Below are 19,214 nucleotides of genomic sequence, written 5' to 3' on the forward strand. Positions count from 1 at the left end.
TTATTTATCAAATAATAAAACCGAGACATTTAGAAATGTCTCGGTTTTTTGTTTTTCGCCGAAAAAAACTTTAGTTTTTAATCAATCATCAGATTAACTCAACACTAATAATTGTACTTAATCCTTCAAAAAAAGTATATTTGCTTTATTAGTAAAAGACAATTTTCGAATACAATATATATTAAGATGATGACGAATAATAACGTAGCAGAATTATTAGAATCTGGTAAAGTTTTACAAGAGGTAACAATAAAAGGTTGGGTAAGAACTTTTAGAAGTAATCGTTTTATTGCTTTAAATGACGGTTCAACAATTAATAATATTCAGTGTGTAATAGATTTTGAAAACACATCCGAAGAAACACTAAAAAGAATTACAACTGGTGCAGCAATATCTATAAAAGGAGTTATTGCAGAAAGCCAAGGTAAAGGGCAATCAGTAGAGATTCAGGTTTCTGAAATTGAAATACTTGGAGACTCAAATCCGAGATGAATATCCTATTCAGCCTAAAAAACATAGTTTCGAATTTTTAAGAGAAAATGCACATTTACGTGTTAGAACAAATACGTTTAGTGCAGTAATGAGAGTTCGATCTAAACTATCTTTTGCTGTTCATAAATATTTTCAAGACAACGGTTTTAATTACGTAAACACACCAATTGTTACAGGTTCTGATGCAGAAGGTGCTGGTGAAATGTTTAGAGTTACTTCTTTTGAAGATAACAAAGCACCCGTTACAGAAGATGGTAAGATCGATTATTCTAAAGACTTTTTTGGTAAAGAAACCAATCTAACAGTTTCTGGTCAATTAGAAGCAGAAACCTACGCAATGGCCTTAGGAAAGGTGTATACGTTTGGCCCAACTTTTAGAGCAGAAAACTCTAACACAACAAGACATTTAGCAGAATTTTGGATGATAGAACCGAAGTTGCTTTTATGGATTTGGATGGCAATATGGATCTTGCAGAAGATTTTATTAAATCTGTTTTATCGTATGTTTTAGAACACTGTAAAGAAGATTTAGCCTTTTTAGATCAACGTTTTACACAAGAAGAAAAAACAAAACCTCAATTGCAAAGAAGCGATATGAGTTTATTAGAAAAATTAAAGTTTGTTGCCGATAACAATTTTAAACGTGTATCTTATACAGAAGCAATCGATATTTTAAGAAACTCTAAGCCTAATAAAAAGAAAAAATTTCAGTTTCCAATTAATGAATGGGGCGCAGATTTACAATCTGAACACGAACGTTATCTAGTTGAAAAACACTTTAAATGTCCAGTGATTTTGTTTGATTATCCTGCAAATATCAAAGCATTTTATATGCGTTTAAATGAAGACGGAAAAACAGTAAGAGCTATGGATGTACTTTTCCCTGGAATTGGTGAAATGGTTGGTGGTGCACAGCGTGAAGAACGTTATGATGTTTTAGTAGAAAAAATGAAAGCCATGAACATTGATGAAAAAGAACTTTGGTGGTATTTAGATTTAAGAAAGTTTGGTACAGCTGTTCACTCTGGTTTTGGATTAGGTTTCGAAAGACTAGTTCAATTTACAACCGGAATGGGAAATATTAGAGACGTTATTCCGTTTCCTAGAACACCACAAAACGCTGAATTTTAAAGATTATATATGAAGAACTTACTTATATTAAGCTTTATTACTTGTATACTTTTTTCTAACATCTCTTTTTCGCAAGAAGTCGTAGAAGTTGAAGAAACAGTAATAGAATCTACAGAAGCTGATAATAATTACAGTAGAAGTAGACGAAATGTAAAAAATATTTACAAAAAAGGAGAGCATTTTTTAACAGGTAACATAGATAATGAAATCTATATTATAAAAAACAATAGCACCAAATTGTATGGTTTACAAGATTATGAAGGTAATCTTTTAGTTAGACCAATGTTTAAAAGCATTAATAAATATAGTTCTTCTAAAAACAGAATAGTTGCTAGTTTAGATTATTCTAAAAATGGAGTTATCGATAGAAAAGGAGAAATTATTATTCCTTTTGAATTTTCTAGCATAACTTCTCAGAAAGACAAACAGTTTTTTATACTAGGTAGAAGCTATAGTAACTATGAAATTGTAGACTACAATGGTAAACCTGTTTTAAACGGAAACTTTGAAAGGATAACTGTTTATGATGATAATATTAAGGTTAAAAGAAACGATGCCTACGGAATTTATAAAGATAATGGAGAGGTATTATTACCAATTGTATACGACAAAATAGATTACAGTTCTAGCAATAAACATTTTAGTGTTACAAAAAACGGAGTTCCTTCAATTCTAACAAATGATGGTAAAAATTTATTTAAAAATAATTATGAAGAAGTAGAGAAGTTTGGTAGTTACAGAAATTACGAATATTTGATAGTTAAAAACAATAAAAAAGGAGTTATAGATCTTGATGAACATGCTATTATTCCAATAAAATTTGATGAAGTAAGTACCAAAAGTAATTACCACTTATATACAGTTAAAGAAAATAATTTATGGGGTGTTTATGATTCTTATTTTGACAAATATCTTATTAAACCTGTTTACAAAGAAATTCATCAATTATCTAAAATACAATATCTTTTAACATCTTCGGATAAGAAAATTATCAGAAATATAAAGTTTAAGACAAATACAGATGTTAGTAAATACAATTTTAATGATTATTATTTAAGTAATGCTACTTATTTAAAGACAAAACAAGACAATAAATACGGTCTAATCAATATAAATACAGGTAAATTAATTGTACCTACAAAATATGATAGAGTTCGTGTTTACAACAATTTTATCTCTCGGTTATAACGAGCAGAATAAAAAGTATACAGCCTTCAGTAGTAATGGTAAAATAACTGTAAAAGATTTTAATAACAGTAAAAATCTTACAACAAAACTTTACAAAATCACTAAAAAAGGAAAAGCAGGGTTAATTTATGATGGAAATTTAATTGCTGATGTTAAATACGATATCGTTACCTATTATAGAAATGTAAAATTGATTATCTTAGTTAAAAATTCTAGTTATAGTTTACTAGATCATAAAACTGGTAAAACTCTAATAAAAGATTCTAAAGATAGAATTACTATAAATTCTGCTACCAATAAAATAAAATATAATAACAAAAATTATTTCTACTCTTCAGGTAAATTAAAAGAAGAATAATGCTAAAACAAAGTCTAAATTATAAATTATTACAAAAATTATCTCCTCAGCAAATTCAGTTGATGAAGTTAATTCAATTGCCTACGCAAGCATTTGAAGAACGCTTAAAACAAGAAATTGAAGAGAATCCTGCGTTAGATACAGGTAAAGAGAATTCAGATAGTTTAGATGATGATTTATCTAATGAATATGATGATGCTGGTACAGAAAAAATTGAAGCAGAAGATATTAATATAGACGAATATTTAAGCGACGACGAAATACCAAACTATAAAACCCAAGCTAATAATTATTCTGCAGATGATGAAGATAAGAATGTGCCTTATGCTGCTGGTACAAGCTTTCATCAATCTTTAAAAAATCAACTGAATACTTTTAGTCTTGATGATGAAGAACGCGCTATAGCAGAGTTTTTAGTTGGCAGTATAGATGATAGCGGTTATATAAGAAGAGAAATCATAGATCTTGTAGATGATTTAGCTTTTACCGCAAACGTTTTTACTACAGAAGAAAAGGTAATAAAAGTTTTAAAAAAAGTAGTTCATAAATTAGACCCATTAGGTGTTGGTGCAAGAGACCTTAAAGAATGTCTTATTATACAACTTAAAGCAAAAGATAAAACAAAATACAGAAGTCTATCTATTGAAATACTAGAAAATGCTTTTGATCATTTTGTAAAAAAACATTACAAGAAACTTCAAGAAAAATTTAATATTTCAGAAGAAGAATTAAAAGAAGTTAATAAAGAGATTTCTAAATTAAACCCTAAACCTGGTAGTTCTTATGCTGGTAATAATAAAATAGCAGAACAAATAGTACCAGATTTTTCTATTAAACTAATAGACGGAGAGTTGGATTTGACTTTAAACTCAAGAAACGCTCCAGAACTGCATGTTTCAAGAGAGTATAACAACATGTTAAAAGGTTATCAAGAATCTACCGTAAAGTCTAAATCTCAAAAAGATGCAGTCTACTTTATAAAACAAAAATTAGATGCTGCAAAATGGTTTATAGACGCTATTAGACAAAGACAACAAACGTTGTTGGTAACCATGAATACAATAATGCATTATCAATACGAATATTTCTTAACAGGAGATGAGCGTAAGTTGAAACCAATGATTTTAAAAGATATTGCTGATAAGATTGATATGGATGTTTCTACGGTTTCTAGAGTAGCAAATAGTAAATATGTTTCTACACCTTACGGAACAAAATTAATCAAAGAATTCTTTTCTGAATCAATGAAAAACGATCAAGGTGAAGATGTTTCTACTAAAGAAATTAAGAAAATTCTTGAAACAGTTATTGCTGAAGAAAACAAAAAGAAACCACTCACTGATGAAAAACTTGCCGGAATTCTTAAAGAAAAAGGATATCCAATTGCAAGAAGAACAGTTGCAAAATACAGAGAACAATTAGATTTACCTGTAGCACGATTGAGAAAAGAAATTTAGTGGAAAAATTTTACAAAATAATATCTGTAATATTTCATCCTATCGTGGTACCAACCATTGGTGTTCTATTATATTTTATACTTATACCAAGTAGTTACCCAAGTAATTTAAAGCTAATACTTCTAAGTTTAATTTTTGTAATGACTTATTTAGTGCCTCTATTAATTTTAATCTTATTTAAAAAATTAAAACTGATAGAATCCTTCAATGCGCACACTATTAAAGAGAGAAAATTACCAGTAGCAATGATGATTGTTTTATTCTATTTATTAGGAAATACCATTGCAAATATTGGAGCGATGAGAGATATTAGTTTATTATTTTATGCAACAAGTGGTGCATTAATGCTGTTATATGTCTTTTTTGTATTTAAAATTAAAACAAGTATCCATTTACTTTCTTTAGGAATATCTACTGCATTTTTTTAATTATAGATATTAATAATTCAAGTAATTTTCCATTAGTGATAATTCTTAACATATTAATTGCTGGCATTGTTGCTAATGCAAGATTATATTTAAAAGCACACAAACCCTCAGAAGTTTATATTGGGTTCTTTATGGGCTTTATATCTACTTTTATAACTTATAATATATTATAATAAGTAAAAAATCAAACCAAATTTAAGTACTTTGGTATTTATAGCTTCTTCATTAATTGATGCATTTTTAAATATCGGAGTTAAGCCATAAAATACGTTTATATTGAATTCATCATAACCTGCTGAAAAAGTCAAGCCATATTGTAGATTATTGAAACTACTTACATTCTTGTATGATATTTCACTCGAATTAGAAGCCGTATAATCAAACTTATTAGAAAGGTTATATAAAAATTTTACACCTGTATAAATACGCCAAAAACTGTATTTTTTAGCTGTAGACGTTCTCCATCTTACCTCTAAAGGAAATTCTAAATTATGTACTTTAAATTTATTATTAGTTATGTCTGATGCAGTTGAAAAACTAGTTTCATTATTAAATTCATCTACTTTTAACTCATGACTAAAATAGTCATATCCATAACCAATACCAGCCGCAAAGGAAAAAGTACCTTCTTTGTTTAATATAATATCTTTAATAAAACCAGTAGATAAAGAATAAGAAAAATTACTTTTAGATACAGCAGAAGGTTGCTGACTTAATTGGCTATAATGAACAGATAAATACAATTGATCATCAGCATAATAATCACCAATATTTAAAGAATCCTTTTGACTATAAATTGAAAAAGAAATTAGAAATATTATTATGTGTAAAAAACGAAATTTCATAAAATAATTAACGAATTCAGATTAATATTATTTTGAAACATTTTATTAAATATAAAACAAAAAAAGGGTAATTCTAAGAATTACCCTTTTTTAAAATTTATATATTAAATTTAGTTCCCATCACCAGGAGATGCTGAATAACTAATTTTAAGAGCATTTACATCTCTTAATTTTAATCTAATATCAATAATAGTACCTACGCTAGATTCTTTATCTGCTTTAATAGAAGTAGTCATAAATGGCACTTCTGCTTCAGAAACTTTAGATCTCTCGTTAATGATAAAAGCAGGTACATCATCTGCAGTTGCAATTTTATCATTTAATTGAATTCTATTAAAACCAGTACCATGTCTAGCAGCATCCTTAGATTTACCAACATAAATTGTACTTACAAGACTCTTATGCTCTAGTTTTTTTACTTCTGTTGCATTAGGTAATCTTGGGTTCTCTATTTTTAAATCAGTTTCTCTCATTGTAGTAGTTACCATGAAGAAAAACAACAACATAAAAACGATGTCTGGTAAAGCTGCAGTGTTTACTGCTGGCATTCCTTTTTCTTTTTCCGAATTTAGACATATTGTTGTATTTTAAAAATTAATTTGAAGTAGGTTCAGCATCAGAAATAATTTCAGGATAACTCTTTTTGATATCCTCAACTTTTTTCTTTAACTCTGTATTACTTCTGTCATCTTTATAAGCCTCTTCTAACTCTGGAAAAGGTATACCGTAACGTTCTTTTGATAATCTGTTACGCAACTCTGAATATGCCTTAATTAATTCGTTTTGAACTCTTAAATAAGTACCGTATTCTGTACCTCTGTCACTCTGAACCGAGATAATTGCTTTGTTTGGATGATCTGAAGAAGATTCACTTTTTTCTCCTTGACAATAAGTACAAGGCCCTGTTTTAACTCCTTCGTCGATTTTTCCTTCACCACCACCGTTATCAATAAAAGCCATTGCAGCTTCTTTAAGGTCTTTAATTTCCATTCTGTCTCCTTCTACTAGAAGATCATTATCTCTATTAATGTTAACCTCGAAAATATTCTTTTCTTTAATAACTGGCGGAACGTAATCCTCTGGTGGTTTTTCAGATAACTTTTTAGAAACACCAGAATCTACATTCATGGTTGTTGTTACTAAAAAGAAGATTAATAACAAGAAGGCAATATCTGCCATAGAACCTGCATTAATTTCTGGATTCTCTCTTCTTGCCATGATTTTATGATTTTATTAATCCTTTAACTAAATCGTACACGAAAAATAAAGAAGCTATACCTCCTAATATTATACTGTACCATATACCAGCTCCTACCCATTTATTGGTTGCAGAACCTGCTTCTCCTCCTTCACTAATTCCTCCTGCTGCGTTTATTACTGCTTCAGAATCAGATAAGAAATAAGAGATTACTAATAAAACACCAAGAACTGCAAGTCCCATTAATGTTTTCTTTAAATTCTCCGGGTTTCTAATTAAACTCCATAGAGAAAGTGCTACTGCGATTACTACTGCTGCAATAAGTAAGAAAGTCGAATAATAAATAATAGGACTTACCACACTATTTTGTAAATCAACATCAGTTTCAATTGCCTCACTATCTTCCATAAATATTTTTATGAAAAGGAAAGCACCTACTAATGCAACTACAGCTATAATAATATTTAATATTTTATTGCTTTTCATTGTACTAGTTTTTATTTTTTATATTTTACTAATAAGTCTACTAATTGAATAGATGCATCTTCCATGTTGTTTACAATTCCATCAATTTTAGATACGATGTAATTATAAAAGATTTGTAATATAATAGCAACAATTAAACCAAATACTGTAGTTAATAATGCTACTTTAATACCACCTGCTACTACCGCTGGAGAAATATCATTTGCTACAGCAATATCGTTAAATGCTCCAATCATACCAATTACAGTACCCATGAAACCTAACATTGGTGCTAATGCGATAAATAAAGAAATCCAAGAAACGTTTTTCTCTAAAAGTCCCATTTGAACTCCACCGTAAGAAACAACTGCTTTTTCAGCTGCATCTACACCTTCATCTACTCTATCTAAACCTTGGTAAAAGATAGATGCAACAGGTCCTTTTGTATTTCTACAAACCTCTTTTGCAGCTTCTACACCACCGTAACTTAAAGCATCATCTACATTTGCTACTAATTTTTTAGTATTTGTAGTTGCTAAGTTTAAATAAATAATTCTTTCAATTGCGATAGCTAAACCTAAGATTAAGGCAACTAATACAATTCCCATAAATCCTGGACCACCATCAATAAAGTTTTCCTTTAGAATTTGGTGAAAAGTTTTTGACTCTGTTGCTGCTTCCTGTGCAAAAGTTGATTGAATAGCTCCAAAAAACATGAATCCTGTTACAGATAGGACATTTACTACTTTTTTCATCTCTGTTATAATTAATTTTTAATAGTTAACGGGTTAAATATATAAATTTTCACTTCAAATAAACAATTGTTATTTCCTTTTAATTTTTTTGAGAAAGAATTTAACAACTAATTTATTTTTAATTGAGTGGCAAGTAACAAAAAAATTGTTGTCCCTCAAAAAAAATCAATCTATTTTATGTAAAAATAATCTTTTTTTCGAGAGATTGGTTTTTTTAACATTAAAATTACTTCGAACTAATTTCTCCTCTTAAAGATTTTTGAAAATACTTTTTAAATTCGATTTCTGTTAAATCTTCACTTAATAAGTACATTAACTTTGCAATTGCAGATTCTGTTGTGATGTCTAATCCACCAATTACACCTAATTCTTTTAAACCAATACTTGTATCATAATGTCCTAAAATAACGCTACCTCCGAGCACTGTGTTACATTTACAATTTTTATACCACTTTGTATTGCTGAAGCAATTAAATTTAAAAACCATGGTTTATTAGGCGCATTTCCAGCACCATAAGACTCTAAAACAACTCCTTTTAAGTTTTTAATAGTTAATATAGACTTTACTACACTCTCTGTTATTCCAGGAAAAAGTTTTAATATAACTACATCTGTGACTAATTTTTTTCGAATAACTAAATTGGAATCCGTATTAGAAACTTCGGGTAATAAATGCTCATTAAAATTTAAATGAACTCCACTTTCTGCTAAAGCCGGATAATTCATAGAAGCAAAAGCCTCAAATTGTTCTGCACTAATTTTTGTTGTTCTATTTGCTCTATATAGTTTATATTCAAAATACAAACAAACTTCACTTATAACAGGTTTATCATTTTTTCTTGCAGCAGCAATTTCTATGGTAGTTATTAAATTTTCTTTGGCATCTGTTCTTAAATCTCCGATAGGTAATTGCGAACCCGTAAATATTACAGGTTTTTGTAAATTCTCTATCATAAAACTAATTGCAGATGATGTATAAGACATGGTATCTGAACCTGTTAAAACCACAAAACCATCGTATAAATTGTAATTAGATTCTATAATATTTAAAATATCTACATAGTAGTCCGTATTCATATTAGAAGAATCTATTGGTTCTTTAAACGAAATACTTTCTATTTCACAATTTAATTGTTGTAGTTCGGTATCTTATTTATAATCTGACTAAAATCAAAAGCCTTTAAAGCATTTGTTTTATAATCTTTTATCATACCAATAGTACCACCTGTATAAACAATTAAAATCTTAGGTTTATTTGCCATTTTGTCATTTTTAAGTTCCAAAATATAAATTGGAATACTTTATGTTGTAAATTTATCAAACAAAAATGATATACAATTTTAAAACTTTATAAATTATGATGGGATTTTATATTTTAATTGGTGTAATCTCTTTAGTGAGTTGGCTAGTTAGTAATACCTTAAAAAGTAAATTCAAAAAATACTCTAAAGTTCAACTTAGAAATGGTTTAAGTGGAGCAGAAATTGCCGAAAAAATGTTAGCAGATAACGGAATTTTTGATGTAAAAGTAATTTCTACACCTGGTATGTTAACAGATCATTACAACCCGCAAAATAAAACTGTAAATTTAAGTGAAGGTGTTTATAACCAAAGAAATGCTGCCGCTGCTGCCGTTGCTGCACACGAATGCGGACACGCAGTACAACACGCAACTGCTTACAGCTATTTAAAAATGAGATCTCAATTAGTGCCTATTGTTAGTGTAACATCAAAGTTCTCGCAATGGTTAGTAATTGGAGGATTAGTTATGGGAGCCGCTTCGGTGCACCAGGAATTGGTTTATACATCGCAATTGCAGGTTTAATTTTTATGGCTTTGGCAACAATATTTAGTTTTGTTACTTTACCTGTAGAGTACGATGCAAGTAATAGAGCTTTAGCTTGGTTAAAAAATAAAAACATGGTTTCGCAAGAAGAATATGCTGGTTCTGAAGACGCACTTAAATGGGCTGCAAGAACTTATTTAGTTGCTGCTTTAGGTTCTTTAGCAATGTTACTTTATTGGGGAATGAGAATTTTAGGAAGTAGAGATTAATTTTTTAAAATAATTACCCATATAAAAACCTTGAGAAATCAAGGTTTTTTTGTTTCAGGAAACCTTTTTACAAAAGATAACGTCTTGTTAATGTAACAAATAAACCTTTAGAGAGTCTATCTTAAAAAACACCCCATGAAACCAACAACTTACTTTTTTATTTTTTCTTCGGAATTTTCTCAACTTTTTCTCAACATAGAATTTCCGGAAAAATTACTGACAACCAAAACCAACCATTGCCCTTTACGAATATAATACTGTACAATTTAGAAACTAAAGAAATGCCAAAAGGAACAGTTTCTGATTCTGATGGAAATTACAACTTTACAAAATTAAAATCCGGTAATTATAGAATTGAAATATCAACCTTAGGCTTTGAGACAAAAAAAATAAAAGCTTTCGAATTAAAAGGAAATAAAGTTTTTAATGCCTCTCTAAAAGAAAAAAGTACAAGTTTAAATGAAGTTGTTATAAAAAGTAAACGACCAGTAATTAAACAAACTGCAGAGAAACTAATAGTCGATTTAGAAAAATCTGAAATGACAAATACCAATTTACAAGACGTAATGCGTAAAATTCCGGGAGTTTTAGTTACCAATAACGGAATTTCAATTGCTGGTAATGGTGGTGTTAGAATTTTAATCAACGGTAAAACAACAGAATATATGGATGTTGAAACTCTTTTACGTGATTTTCCGGCAGATAATATTGCCAAAGTAGAAGTTATAGAACAGCCTGGTGCAGAATATGAAGCCTCAGTTCGGTGCAATTGTAAACATCATCCTTAAAAAAAATGTAAAATTAGGAACTCATGGTAGTGTAAACTCTTGGATTGGCGAAGATGAAGGTATCGAATGGGGAACTGGTTTTTCTGTGGCGAGTTATAAGAACAAATTAAATTGGCAAACTAGTGTAAATTATTCTCAACCGACTTGGCGAGACGACTTATTTTTAGTGAGAACCGTAAATTCTGAAACGTACGATCAAGTAACCAAAGAACCTTACGATCCAGATAATTTTGCAATTAGCGGTAGCTTAGACTATTATTTAAGCGAGCATCATTCAATAGGTCTTGGCGGAAGATTTAATAACAGAAACTCAACAAGAACCGCAAGTAGTAAAACTATAATTTCTGATGAAAATAATAGAAACACTTTGTTTTCTGAAAATTACTTCGACAGACAACGAACCAATTATAACATTAATCCTTATTACGAATACAAAACAGATACAGACAAATTAGTCATAGATTTTAATTACGTAGATTTTACAAACGATAACACAAATACACTGTATGATATTGCGGGTAGCACTATTACTTTTGATGATAGAAAATACATTCAAGATGGTACATATAATATAAAAACATACAGATTAGACTATTCTAAAACAATTTCTGACAACCTTAAAATTAGTGCGGGTTCTAGATTTGCTGATGTTAAAACAGACAATGACTTGCAAACTTTTGAAGAAAAAGATGGCAATTTCGAAAAAAATGAAGAAGCAAGTAGCAGATTTGTGATAGATGAAACTATTTTTGCCTTGTATTCTAAAGTAAATGCTACTTTAGGTAATTGGTCTTTTTCTCGGAGGATTAAGATACGAAGATAGTAATACAGACGGAACATCTACTTTCTTAAAAGATGGTAACCTAACATCCGAAGTACAAAAAAGACCAATAAAAAAACTTTTTCCTAGCGCTTCTATTAGTAGAAAAATTACTGATGTTCTTGGTGCAAGCGTATCTTACAGCTACAGAATTCAAAGACCTTCTTATGGTAGCTTAAATTCTTTTGCTACTTTTTTAGATCCTTATTCTGCAGGAGAAGGAAACCCTAATTTAACACCTGCTTATACAAACAACTATCAATTTAATTTAACCTTTGATGGGCAACCTTTTTTTACTGTTGGTTATAGCAAAACAGATGATGTAATCTTTCAATTAATTAGCCAAGACAACGCAACTGCACAAATAAGACAACAAGATGTTAATGTAGAAAATAATGCTAATTGGAATTTTAGACTATTTGCGCCATTAAACTTAACAAAAGGTCTAGAAGGTTACACAGGTATAATTGTAACAAATACAGATTTTAAATCATCTACTTATGGAGTTGATTTAAATAAATGGAATTTAATTTGGTTTGTGCAAGCAAGTTATCAATTACCATGGGATGTGAATTTTGAATTAAGTGGAAACTACGGAACCGGTGCGTTAGAAGGTCAAATAGAAGTAGACTGGTTAGCAGAATTAGATTTCTCTTTCGGAAAAAAGTTTCTAGACGATAAACTAAAAGTAAATCTTGGTTTTAATAAAATGCTAAATCGAGGTTTTGTAGGTAACATCGATTATGGTAATGGTATTGCTGATGTAGAAAGTAATGGTTCTAGACAAAATGTACAATTAAGGTTGGTTTATAGTTTTGGTTCTAAATTCGGTAAGAAAAAATCTGGAAGAAAAACTAACAATGATGAAGAGAACAGAATTAGAGATGATAACTAATAAATTAGCAAAATGAAAACTACATTAAAACATATTCTTTTATTTACTTTTTTCCTTTTATTTTTTCTTTTATCAAGAAACTTATTTAGTAATTATTTATTAAATATTGATATTAATAGTTACAATTATCATTTAGTTTTAAAGATATTTTTAAATATCATTTTAGCCTCTGTTTCTTTTGTAGTAGCTAAGAAATTAAATCTAATTAATTTAGGAGGATTATCAAATGTAAAACCTCAAAAACTAACTTTACTAATTTTTCCAATAATATTTTTAACATTATTAAATGGTATTTTTTTAGATAACATTCCTAACTTTTCATTAACAAATCTTCTTCTACTTATAATTTACTGTATAAGTATTGGTTTTTCCGAAGAATTAAGCCTTAGAAGTGTCTTATTACCTCTATTATCTCGTTTTTTTAACAATTCAAGAAAAGCAAAAATTAAAGCAATCTTAATTTCATCTTTAATCTTTGGATTATTACATCTTATTAAGTTTGATAAAGGAATTTACGGAGAAGTTTCTCAACTATTTTTCGCCACTTTTATAGGGGTTATGTTTGGTGCTTTACTCGTTGTTACTAAAAGAGTTTATCCTTTAATTATAATACATGCTATTGTTGATTTTGTAGCAAAATTAGATTCAATAGGGTTGCCAATAAAGTCTACGATATATAATCCTATGGATTTAGAAAGTGCAATTATATCTAGTTTATTAACATTACCATGTTTAATTTATGGTTTGTTTTTGATAAAAAAACATATTCCAAAGTTAAATTAGCAAGAAAAAGCAACACATAAAAAAACCTTCTAGATTTCTCTAAAAGGTTTTTTTATTCTTTATATTTTTATTTTAAAATAAATTAATCATTCAACTTTAAAACTGCCATAAATGCTTCTTGCGGAATTTCTACATTACCAACTTGACGCATTCTCTTTTTACCTTTTTTCTGCTTTTCTAAAAGTTTACGCTTTCTAGAAATATCACCACCATAACATTTTGCGGTAACATCTTTACGCAGTGCTTTTGTAGTTTCACGAGCAATAATTTTTGCTCCAATTGCTGCTTGAATAGGAATATCAAACTGCTGTCTAGGAATTAAAGTCTTTAATTTTTCTACAATTTTCTTACCAATTGTATAAGCATTGTCTGCATGTAATAAAGCAGAAAGCGCATCTACAGGTTGTGCATTTAATAATATATCTACCCTCACTAATTTCGATTCTTTCATACCTATAGGATGATAATCAAAAGAAGCATAACCTTTAGAAACTGTTTTTAATCGATCATAAAAATCGAAAACAATTTCTGCCAAAGGCATTTCAAAAATTAACTCTACACGTTGTGTAGTTAAATATGTTTGATTTATGATTTGTCCTCTTTTCTCGATACACAAACTCATTACCTGACCAACAAAATCAGACTTTGTAATAATAGAAGCTTTAATAAATGGCTCTTCTACTCTATCTAATCGAGACGGATCTGGTAAATCTGTTGGGTTATTTAAGACAATAATCTCATCAGGATTTTTCTTTGTGTATGCGTGGTAAGAAACGTTTGGTACCGTTGTAATAACAGTCATGTTAAACTCACGCTCTAAACGTTCTTGAATAATCTCCATGTGCAGCATTCCTAAGAATCCACATCGAAAACCAAAACCTAAAGCTGCAGAACTTTCCGGTTGAAAAACCAAAGACGCATCGTTTAATTGCAATTTCTCCATAGAGTAACGCAACTCTTCGTAATCTTCTGTATCTACAGGATAAATACCTGCAAAAACCATTGGTTTTACATCTTCAAAACCATCAATAGTTTCTGTTGTTGGCTTGTGAGCATCTGTAATTGTATCTCCTACTTTTACTTCTTTTGCTGTTTTAATTCCTGTAATTAAATAACCTACATCACCTGTTTTTACAGATTTTTTAACTACTTGCTCTAATTTTAAAGTACCAACTTCATCTGCAAAATAGTTTTTACCAGTTGCCATGAATTTTATTTCTTGGCCTTTTTTAATTTCTCCGTTTAAAACACGAAAATAAGTTTCAATACCTCTGTAAGAATTGTAAACAGAATCAAAAATAAGTGCTTGTAACGGCGCTTCTGGATCTCCTTCTGGTGCAGGAATTCTATCAATAATAGCTTCTAAGATATTATCTACACCAAAACCTGTTTTACCACTTGCGTGTATTACTTCTTCTGGATCGCAACCTAATAAATCTACAATATCATCTGTAACTTCTTCTGGATTTGCAGAAGGTAAATCTACCTTATTTAAAACCGGAATGATCTCTAAATCGTTCTCTAAAGCTAAATATAAATTAGAAATTGTTTGCGCTTGTATACTTTGTGCAGCATCTACAATTAACAAAGCACCTTCACAAGCAGCAATAGATCTAGAAACTTCGTAAGAAAAATCTACGTGACCAGGTGTATCAATAAGATTTAAAACAAACTGTTCTCCTTTATGAATATAATCCATTTGAATTGCATGAGATTTAATGGTAATACCACGTTCTCTCTCTAAATCCATATTATCTAATAACTGATTTTGCTTTTCACGCTCAGTTACAGAGCCAGTATAATCTAATAACCTATCTGCTAATGTACTTTTACCATGATCTATATGTGCGATAATGCAAAAGTTTCTAATATTCTTCATACTTCGTTTTCTAACTGCTTTCAACTTACAAATATATGCTATTTAAAAAGCTTGTCAAATAAAAAAAGTACAATGAAATTGATTGTACTTTTTTATTTTTTTTGATGAGAATTATAAATCGGTTTCTAATTCTGCAATTGCTACTTTAAACTCGTCCCAACTTATAGTATCATCGCTAGATTTATCGTAGCCTTTTAGCAATTCGTTTGCTACAACTCCTCTTAAAAAACCACTAACTTCCGCAGCTTTTAATAGCTTTTTTATTTCAGATTTTCTTAACTCTTTATCACCATCTGCATCAAAAAACGCAAATGCTTCTTCTGGTGAGTCAAATTGATTTGTTATTAAAATTCTAATTTTTCTTAAAATATTCTCTTTTGTTCCCAATAGCTTTAAGTTTTAGGTTTATAATTTTATAAGATACTAATAAAAATAGATTTTAACAATTAAATTTTAAGTGTCACATAGCAAATCACATCTTTTTATAAAATTAATATTAATTCTCTAAGTTTGTATAACCAAACTTAACACTATGAAAAACATTCTTTTACTTTTAGCTTTATGTCTAATAATTTGCTGTAACCCGAATACAATTATTCAAAATAATTTAAAAAAAGATGTTTCTTTTTTAGCTTCGGATGAATTAGAGGGAAGACAAACAGGAACCAAAGGAGAAAAAGCTGCTGCTGCATATATAGAAAATCGTTTTAAAGAATTAGAATTATTACCTAAAGGAACCAACGGGTTTTTACAATCTTTTACTTTTAAACCAAAAACGAATCCGCATGAAGAGGTGAAATTTGATGTAAACGGAGACGGAACAATTACCGGAAATAATGTTATTGGTTATCTAGATAATAACGTAGAAAATACAATAATTATTGGCGCTCATTACGATCATTTAGGTTTTGGTGGCGAGGGTTCTTTATACAGAGATTCTATTAAGGCAGTACATAATGGCGCAGATGACAATGCATCCGGCATTGCAATTTTATTGCATTTAGCAGCCGATTAAAACAAAAAAACACAAATAACAATTACTTGTTTATGGCTTTTTCCGGAGAAGAAATGGGCCTTTTAGGTTCTAATTATTTTGTAAAAAATCCAACAATAAATACTAAAAAAGTTTCTTACATGATTAATATGGATATGGTTGGTAGACTAAAACAAGACTCGGCTTTAGCTGTTTATGGTACCGGAACTTCGCCTATTTTTAATCAAACTTTAAAATCAAACAACAATAATTTCAAATTAATCGAGCAAGAATCCGGTGTTGGGCCAAGCGATCATACAAGTTTTTATTTAGCAGATATACCCGTTTTACATTTCTTTACTGGGCAACATGAAGATTATCACAAACCTGGCGATGATGCAGAAAAATTGAATTATGACGGAATGGAAACCATCAGTAATTATATTTTTAATATTATTTCTGATTTAAATGACAACGAAAAACTTGTCTTTACCAAAACGAAAAATGAAGGTAAAAATACACCAAGATTTAAAGTTGGTTTGGGTGTAATACCAGATTATATGTTTGATGGCAAAGGAATGCGTATCGATGGAATATCCGAAGAAAAACCTGCACAAAAAGCTGGTTTGGAAAAAGGTGATATTGTTTTAAAGTTAGGAGATAGTCTTGTTGTTGATATGATGAGTTACATGCGTGCTTTATCTGTATTTAAAAAAGGTGATAAAAGCATTGTAGTTGTTAAACGTAATCAAGAAAAAATCGAAAAAGAAATTCAGTTTTAATGTTTAAAAAAAGCAAGATTATTTTACAAAAATACATTTAATAATATCTGTATTAATTGTTGTACCGGTTTCTTTTACCTACGGATTTAATCCTGGATTGCAATTCGACATTCAACTTCAAACAATAGACGAACACAACTTTTTTAAAGCAGTTATGGGTTTGTATTTGGGTTTTTCTCTACTATGGATTTTAGGTGTTTTTAAAAATGAGTATTTAAAAACTGCATTGATAACTAATGCAATCTTTATGCTAGGTTTAGGCTTTGGTAGATTGCTTAGTTTTATTTTTGATGGTGCACCAACTTTTGGTTATCAATTTGGTACAATTGCAGAACTTTTATTAGGTTTTTACGGAATTTGGGTTCTGACAAATAAAAACACTAATTTTGCAGAAAAATAATATACTTTGGTTAAAATAGGCAACATAGAATTACCGAATTTCCACTTTTATTAGCTCCAATGGAAGATGTTTCAGATCCTCCGTTTAGAGCACTTTGTAAAGAAAACGGAGCAGATGTTGTATATACAGAATTTATTTCTTCGGAAGGTTTAATTCGTGATGCAGCAAAAAGCGTAATGAAATTAGATATTTACGAGAAAGAACGTCCTGTTGGTATTCAGATATTTGGTGCAAATCTAGATTCAATGCTAAAAACGGTAGAAATTGTAGAAAAATCGAATCCAGATATTATAGATATTAATTTTGGTTGCCCTGTTAAAAAAGTAGTTTCTAAAGGTGCAGGTGCTGGTATTTTAAAAGATATCGACTTAATGGTTTCTTTAACAGAAGCCATGGTAAAACACACAAATTTACCAGTTACAGTAAAAACTCGTTTAGGTTGGGATCATGACTCTATAAGAATTGTAGAAGTTGCAGAACGTTTGCAAGATGTTGGTTGTGCCGCAATTGCGATTCATGGTAGAACCCGCGCGCAAATGTATAAAGGTGAAGCCGATTGGAAACCAATTGCCGAAGTAAAGAACAACCAAAGAATGCACATTCCTGTTTTTGGAAACGGAGATGTAACATCGCCAGAAAAAGCGATGGAAATGAGAGATTCTTATGGTTTAGACGGCTGTATGATTGGTAGAGCTGCTATCGGATATCCTTGGTTTTTTAATGAAGTAAAACATTATTTTAAAACTGGTAAATACTTAGAAAAACCAACAATTGCCCAACGTGTAGAAATGGCAAGAAGACATTTACAAATGTCTATTGATTGGAAAGGGCCTGTTCTTGGTGTTTTTGAAACAAGAAGACATTACACAAATTACTTTAAAGGAATTCCGCATTTTAAAGAATACAGAATGAAAATGGTAACTTCGGATGATGCCAAGGATGTATTTGCAGCGTTTGATGAAGTTGAAGCTAAATTTGGGAATGCAATTATTCCTGAAATTAAATAGAAGTTACTTTAATTTAAAACTGTCAAAAAATATTTTTTGATATTTTAAAAAATCTTCAGAATCTTTTCCTTTACAAAAAAATGAAATTTGAGATATATCATTATTTTTTTTGTAAAATCTTGTAGCCCTTTTAAAATAAGAGTGCTTTATTTTATATGTACTAATAACTTCTGTATATGAATTAAAATGATCTATCGATAAAATATTTGCAGATCTCAAAATTAAATCTTTATCGATAAGGTCGTTAATTAATTTATTTAGTTTTTCATCAGATTTATACAAATCTAATTCTAATGCAAACCATGCATTTGTGGAGGTATTATAATTAAATCTTTCTATTTTTATTGAATTTATTTGAGTATGATTTCTTCTAATTTTCCAATCTTTAGGATATTTCAATATATATTTAGAATTAACTAAAGTTTTTAATTCTACTTCTCCTTTTGGTAAATTATATCCGCTTTTACATCCTAAGGTAAAAATAAAGAATAGCAAAAACAGTATCTTTTTCATAA

At 29.5% G+C, this 19,214-nt stretch carries 17 protein-coding genes and 6 pseudogenes; 14 read left to right on the forward strand and 9 right to left on the reverse strand.

Annotated features, from left to right (window positions below; translation table 11 throughout):
• The first annotated feature begins 189 nt into the window (after window positions 1–189).
• The 6 genes and pseudogenes from asnS (at window position 190) to ACZ1HD_RS15130 (ending at window position 5,227) form a co-directional block, all read left to right on the forward strand.
• Window positions 190–1,623: pseudogene (gene asnS / locus ACZ1HD_RS15105) on the forward strand (asparagine--tRNA ligase).
• A gap of 9 nt (window positions 1,624–1,632) precedes the next feature.
• Window positions 1,633–2,811 carry a WG repeat-containing protein gene (locus ACZ1HD_RS15110; protein ID WP_472687911.1) on the forward strand — a complete coding sequence of 393 codons (1,179 nt, stop codon included), beginning with the start codon at window positions 1,633–1,635 and terminating at the stop codon, window positions 2,809–2,811.
• Window positions 2,780–3,169: a hypothetical protein gene (locus ACZ1HD_RS15115; RefSeq protein WP_472687912.1), complete on the forward strand. Its 390-nt coding sequence runs from the start codon at window positions 2,780–2,782 to the stop codon at window positions 3,167–3,169. The genes ACZ1HD_RS15110 and ACZ1HD_RS15115 overlap by 32 nt, the downstream gene beginning before the upstream one ends.
• Entirely contained in the window at window positions 3,169–4,626 is a 1,458-nt protein-coding gene (rpoN, locus tag ACZ1HD_RS15120) for an RNA polymerase factor sigma-54 (protein ID WP_077810296.1), read from the forward strand. Before ACZ1HD_RS15115 ends, rpoN begins: the two co-directional genes overlap by 1 nt.
• Window positions 4,626–5,054 (forward strand): hypothetical protein, encoded by a 429-nt coding sequence (locus ACZ1HD_RS15125; RefSeq protein ID WP_472687913.1) that lies wholly within the window; start codon window positions 4,626–4,628, stop codon window positions 5,052–5,054. The genes rpoN and ACZ1HD_RS15125 overlap by 1 nt, the downstream gene beginning before the upstream one ends.
• 35 nt (window positions 5,055–5,089) lie before the next feature.
• Window positions 5,090–5,227: a hypothetical protein gene (locus tag ACZ1HD_RS15130; RefSeq protein ID WP_472687914.1), complete on the forward strand. Its 138-nt coding sequence runs from the start codon at window positions 5,090–5,092 to the stop codon at window positions 5,225–5,227.
• Here the strand turns inward: ACZ1HD_RS15130 and ACZ1HD_RS15135 are convergent.
• The 6 genes and pseudogenes from ACZ1HD_RS15135 to ACZ1HD_RS15160 all read right to left on the reverse strand — a co-directional run bounded on the left by ACZ1HD_RS15135 (window position 5,222) and on the right by ACZ1HD_RS15160 (window position 9,579).
• Window positions 5,222–5,899, reverse strand: coding sequence for a porin family protein (locus ACZ1HD_RS15135; RefSeq protein WP_472687915.1), 678 nt, complete (start codon window positions 5,897–5,899; stop codon window positions 5,222–5,224). The genes ACZ1HD_RS15130 and ACZ1HD_RS15135 overlap by 6 nt on opposite strands.
• 110 nt (window positions 5,900–6,009) lie before the next feature.
• A pseudogene (locus ACZ1HD_RS15140) lies at window positions 6,010–6,475 on the reverse strand (ExbD/TolR family protein).
• 18 nt (window positions 6,476–6,493) lie between these two features.
• Entirely contained in the window at window positions 6,494–7,117 is a 624-nt protein-coding gene (locus ACZ1HD_RS15145) for an ExbD/TolR family protein (RefSeq protein ID WP_079737448.1), read from the reverse strand.
• A 4-nt stretch (window positions 7,118–7,121) separates the two neighbouring features.
• Window positions 7,122–7,583 (reverse strand): hypothetical protein, encoded by a 462-nt coding sequence (locus ACZ1HD_RS15150; protein WP_077810300.1) that lies wholly within the window; start codon window positions 7,581–7,583, stop codon window positions 7,122–7,124.
• Window positions 7,584–7,594: 11 nt separating this feature from the next.
• Window positions 7,595–8,317 (reverse strand): MotA/TolQ/ExbB proton channel family protein, encoded by a 723-nt coding sequence (locus ACZ1HD_RS15155; RefSeq protein ID WP_472687916.1) that lies wholly within the window; start codon window positions 8,315–8,317, stop codon window positions 7,595–7,597.
• Between the two features lie 226 nt (window positions 8,318–8,543).
• Window positions 8,544–9,579 (reverse strand): annotated as a pseudogene (locus tag ACZ1HD_RS15160) (asparaginase).
• 95 nt (window positions 9,580–9,674) lie between these two features.
• On the opposite strand from ACZ1HD_RS15160, the pseudogene ACZ1HD_RS15165 reads away from it, so the two are divergent.
• The 5 genes and pseudogenes from ACZ1HD_RS15165 (at window position 9,675) to ACZ1HD_RS15185 (ending at window position 13,658) form a co-directional block, all read left to right on the forward strand.
• A pseudogene (locus ACZ1HD_RS15165) lies at window positions 9,675–10,372 on the forward strand (zinc metallopeptidase).
• Between the two features lie 236 nt (window positions 10,373–10,608).
• A complete protein-coding gene (locus tag ACZ1HD_RS15170; protein WP_472687917.1) occupies window positions 10,609–11,160 on the forward strand; it encodes a carboxypeptidase-like regulatory domain-containing protein in 552 nt (183 codons plus the stop codon).
• Window positions 11,120–11,983 (forward strand): outer membrane beta-barrel protein, encoded by an 864-nt coding sequence (locus ACZ1HD_RS15175; protein WP_472687918.1) that lies wholly within the window; start codon window positions 11,120–11,122, stop codon window positions 11,981–11,983. The genes ACZ1HD_RS15170 and ACZ1HD_RS15175 overlap by 41 nt, the downstream gene beginning before the upstream one ends.
• Window positions 11,946–12,875: an outer membrane beta-barrel family protein gene (locus tag ACZ1HD_RS15180; protein ID WP_472689369.1), complete on the forward strand. Its 930-nt coding sequence runs from the start codon at window positions 11,946–11,948 to the stop codon at window positions 12,873–12,875. The genes ACZ1HD_RS15175 and ACZ1HD_RS15180 overlap by 38 nt, the downstream gene beginning before the upstream one ends.
• Before the next feature lie 12 nt (window positions 12,876–12,887).
• A complete protein-coding gene (locus ACZ1HD_RS15185; RefSeq protein ID WP_340932266.1) occupies window positions 12,888–13,658 on the forward strand; it encodes a CPBP family intramembrane glutamic endopeptidase in 771 nt (256 codons plus the stop codon).
• An 82-nt stretch (window positions 13,659–13,740) separates the two neighbouring features.
• Here ACZ1HD_RS15185 and lepA read toward each other — a convergent pair whose 3' ends face one another.
• The gene (lepA, locus tag ACZ1HD_RS15190; protein WP_077810304.1) at window positions 13,741–15,537 is read right to left on the reverse strand and encodes a translation elongation factor 4; all 1,797 of its coding nucleotides are present in this window, start codon (window positions 15,535–15,537) and stop codon (window positions 13,741–13,743) included.
• 111 nt (window positions 15,538–15,648) lie between these two features.
• Window positions 15,649–15,924, reverse strand: coding sequence for an EF-hand domain-containing protein (locus ACZ1HD_RS15195; protein WP_077810305.1), 276 nt, complete (start codon window positions 15,922–15,924; stop codon window positions 15,649–15,651).
• Between the two features lie 145 nt (window positions 15,925–16,069).
• On the opposite strand from ACZ1HD_RS15195, the pseudogene ACZ1HD_RS15200 reads away from it, so the two are divergent.
• The 3 genes and pseudogenes from ACZ1HD_RS15200 (at window position 16,070) to dusB (ending at window position 18,699) form a co-directional block, all read left to right on the forward strand.
• Window positions 16,070–17,292, forward strand: a pseudogene (locus tag ACZ1HD_RS15200) (M28 family peptidase).
• Window positions 17,293–17,347: 55 nt separating this feature from the next.
• Entirely contained in the window at window positions 17,348–17,692 is a 345-nt protein-coding gene (locus ACZ1HD_RS15205; protein ID WP_472689370.1) for a DUF4345 domain-containing protein, read from the forward strand.
• A 6-nt stretch (window positions 17,693–17,698) separates the two neighbouring features.
• Window positions 17,699–18,699 (forward strand): annotated as a pseudogene (gene dusB, locus ACZ1HD_RS15210) (tRNA dihydrouridine synthase DusB).
• A 3-nt stretch (window positions 18,700–18,702) separates the two neighbouring features.
• Here dusB and ACZ1HD_RS15215 read toward each other — a convergent pair.
• On the reverse strand, window positions 18,703–19,212 hold the full coding sequence (locus ACZ1HD_RS15215; protein WP_340932256.1) for a hypothetical protein: 510 nt from the start codon (window positions 19,210–19,212) through the stop codon (window positions 18,703–18,705).
• Between the last annotated feature and the right edge of the window lie 2 nt (window positions 19,213–19,214).

This window comes from Polaribacter sp. HA6-7, from assembly GCF_055693625.1.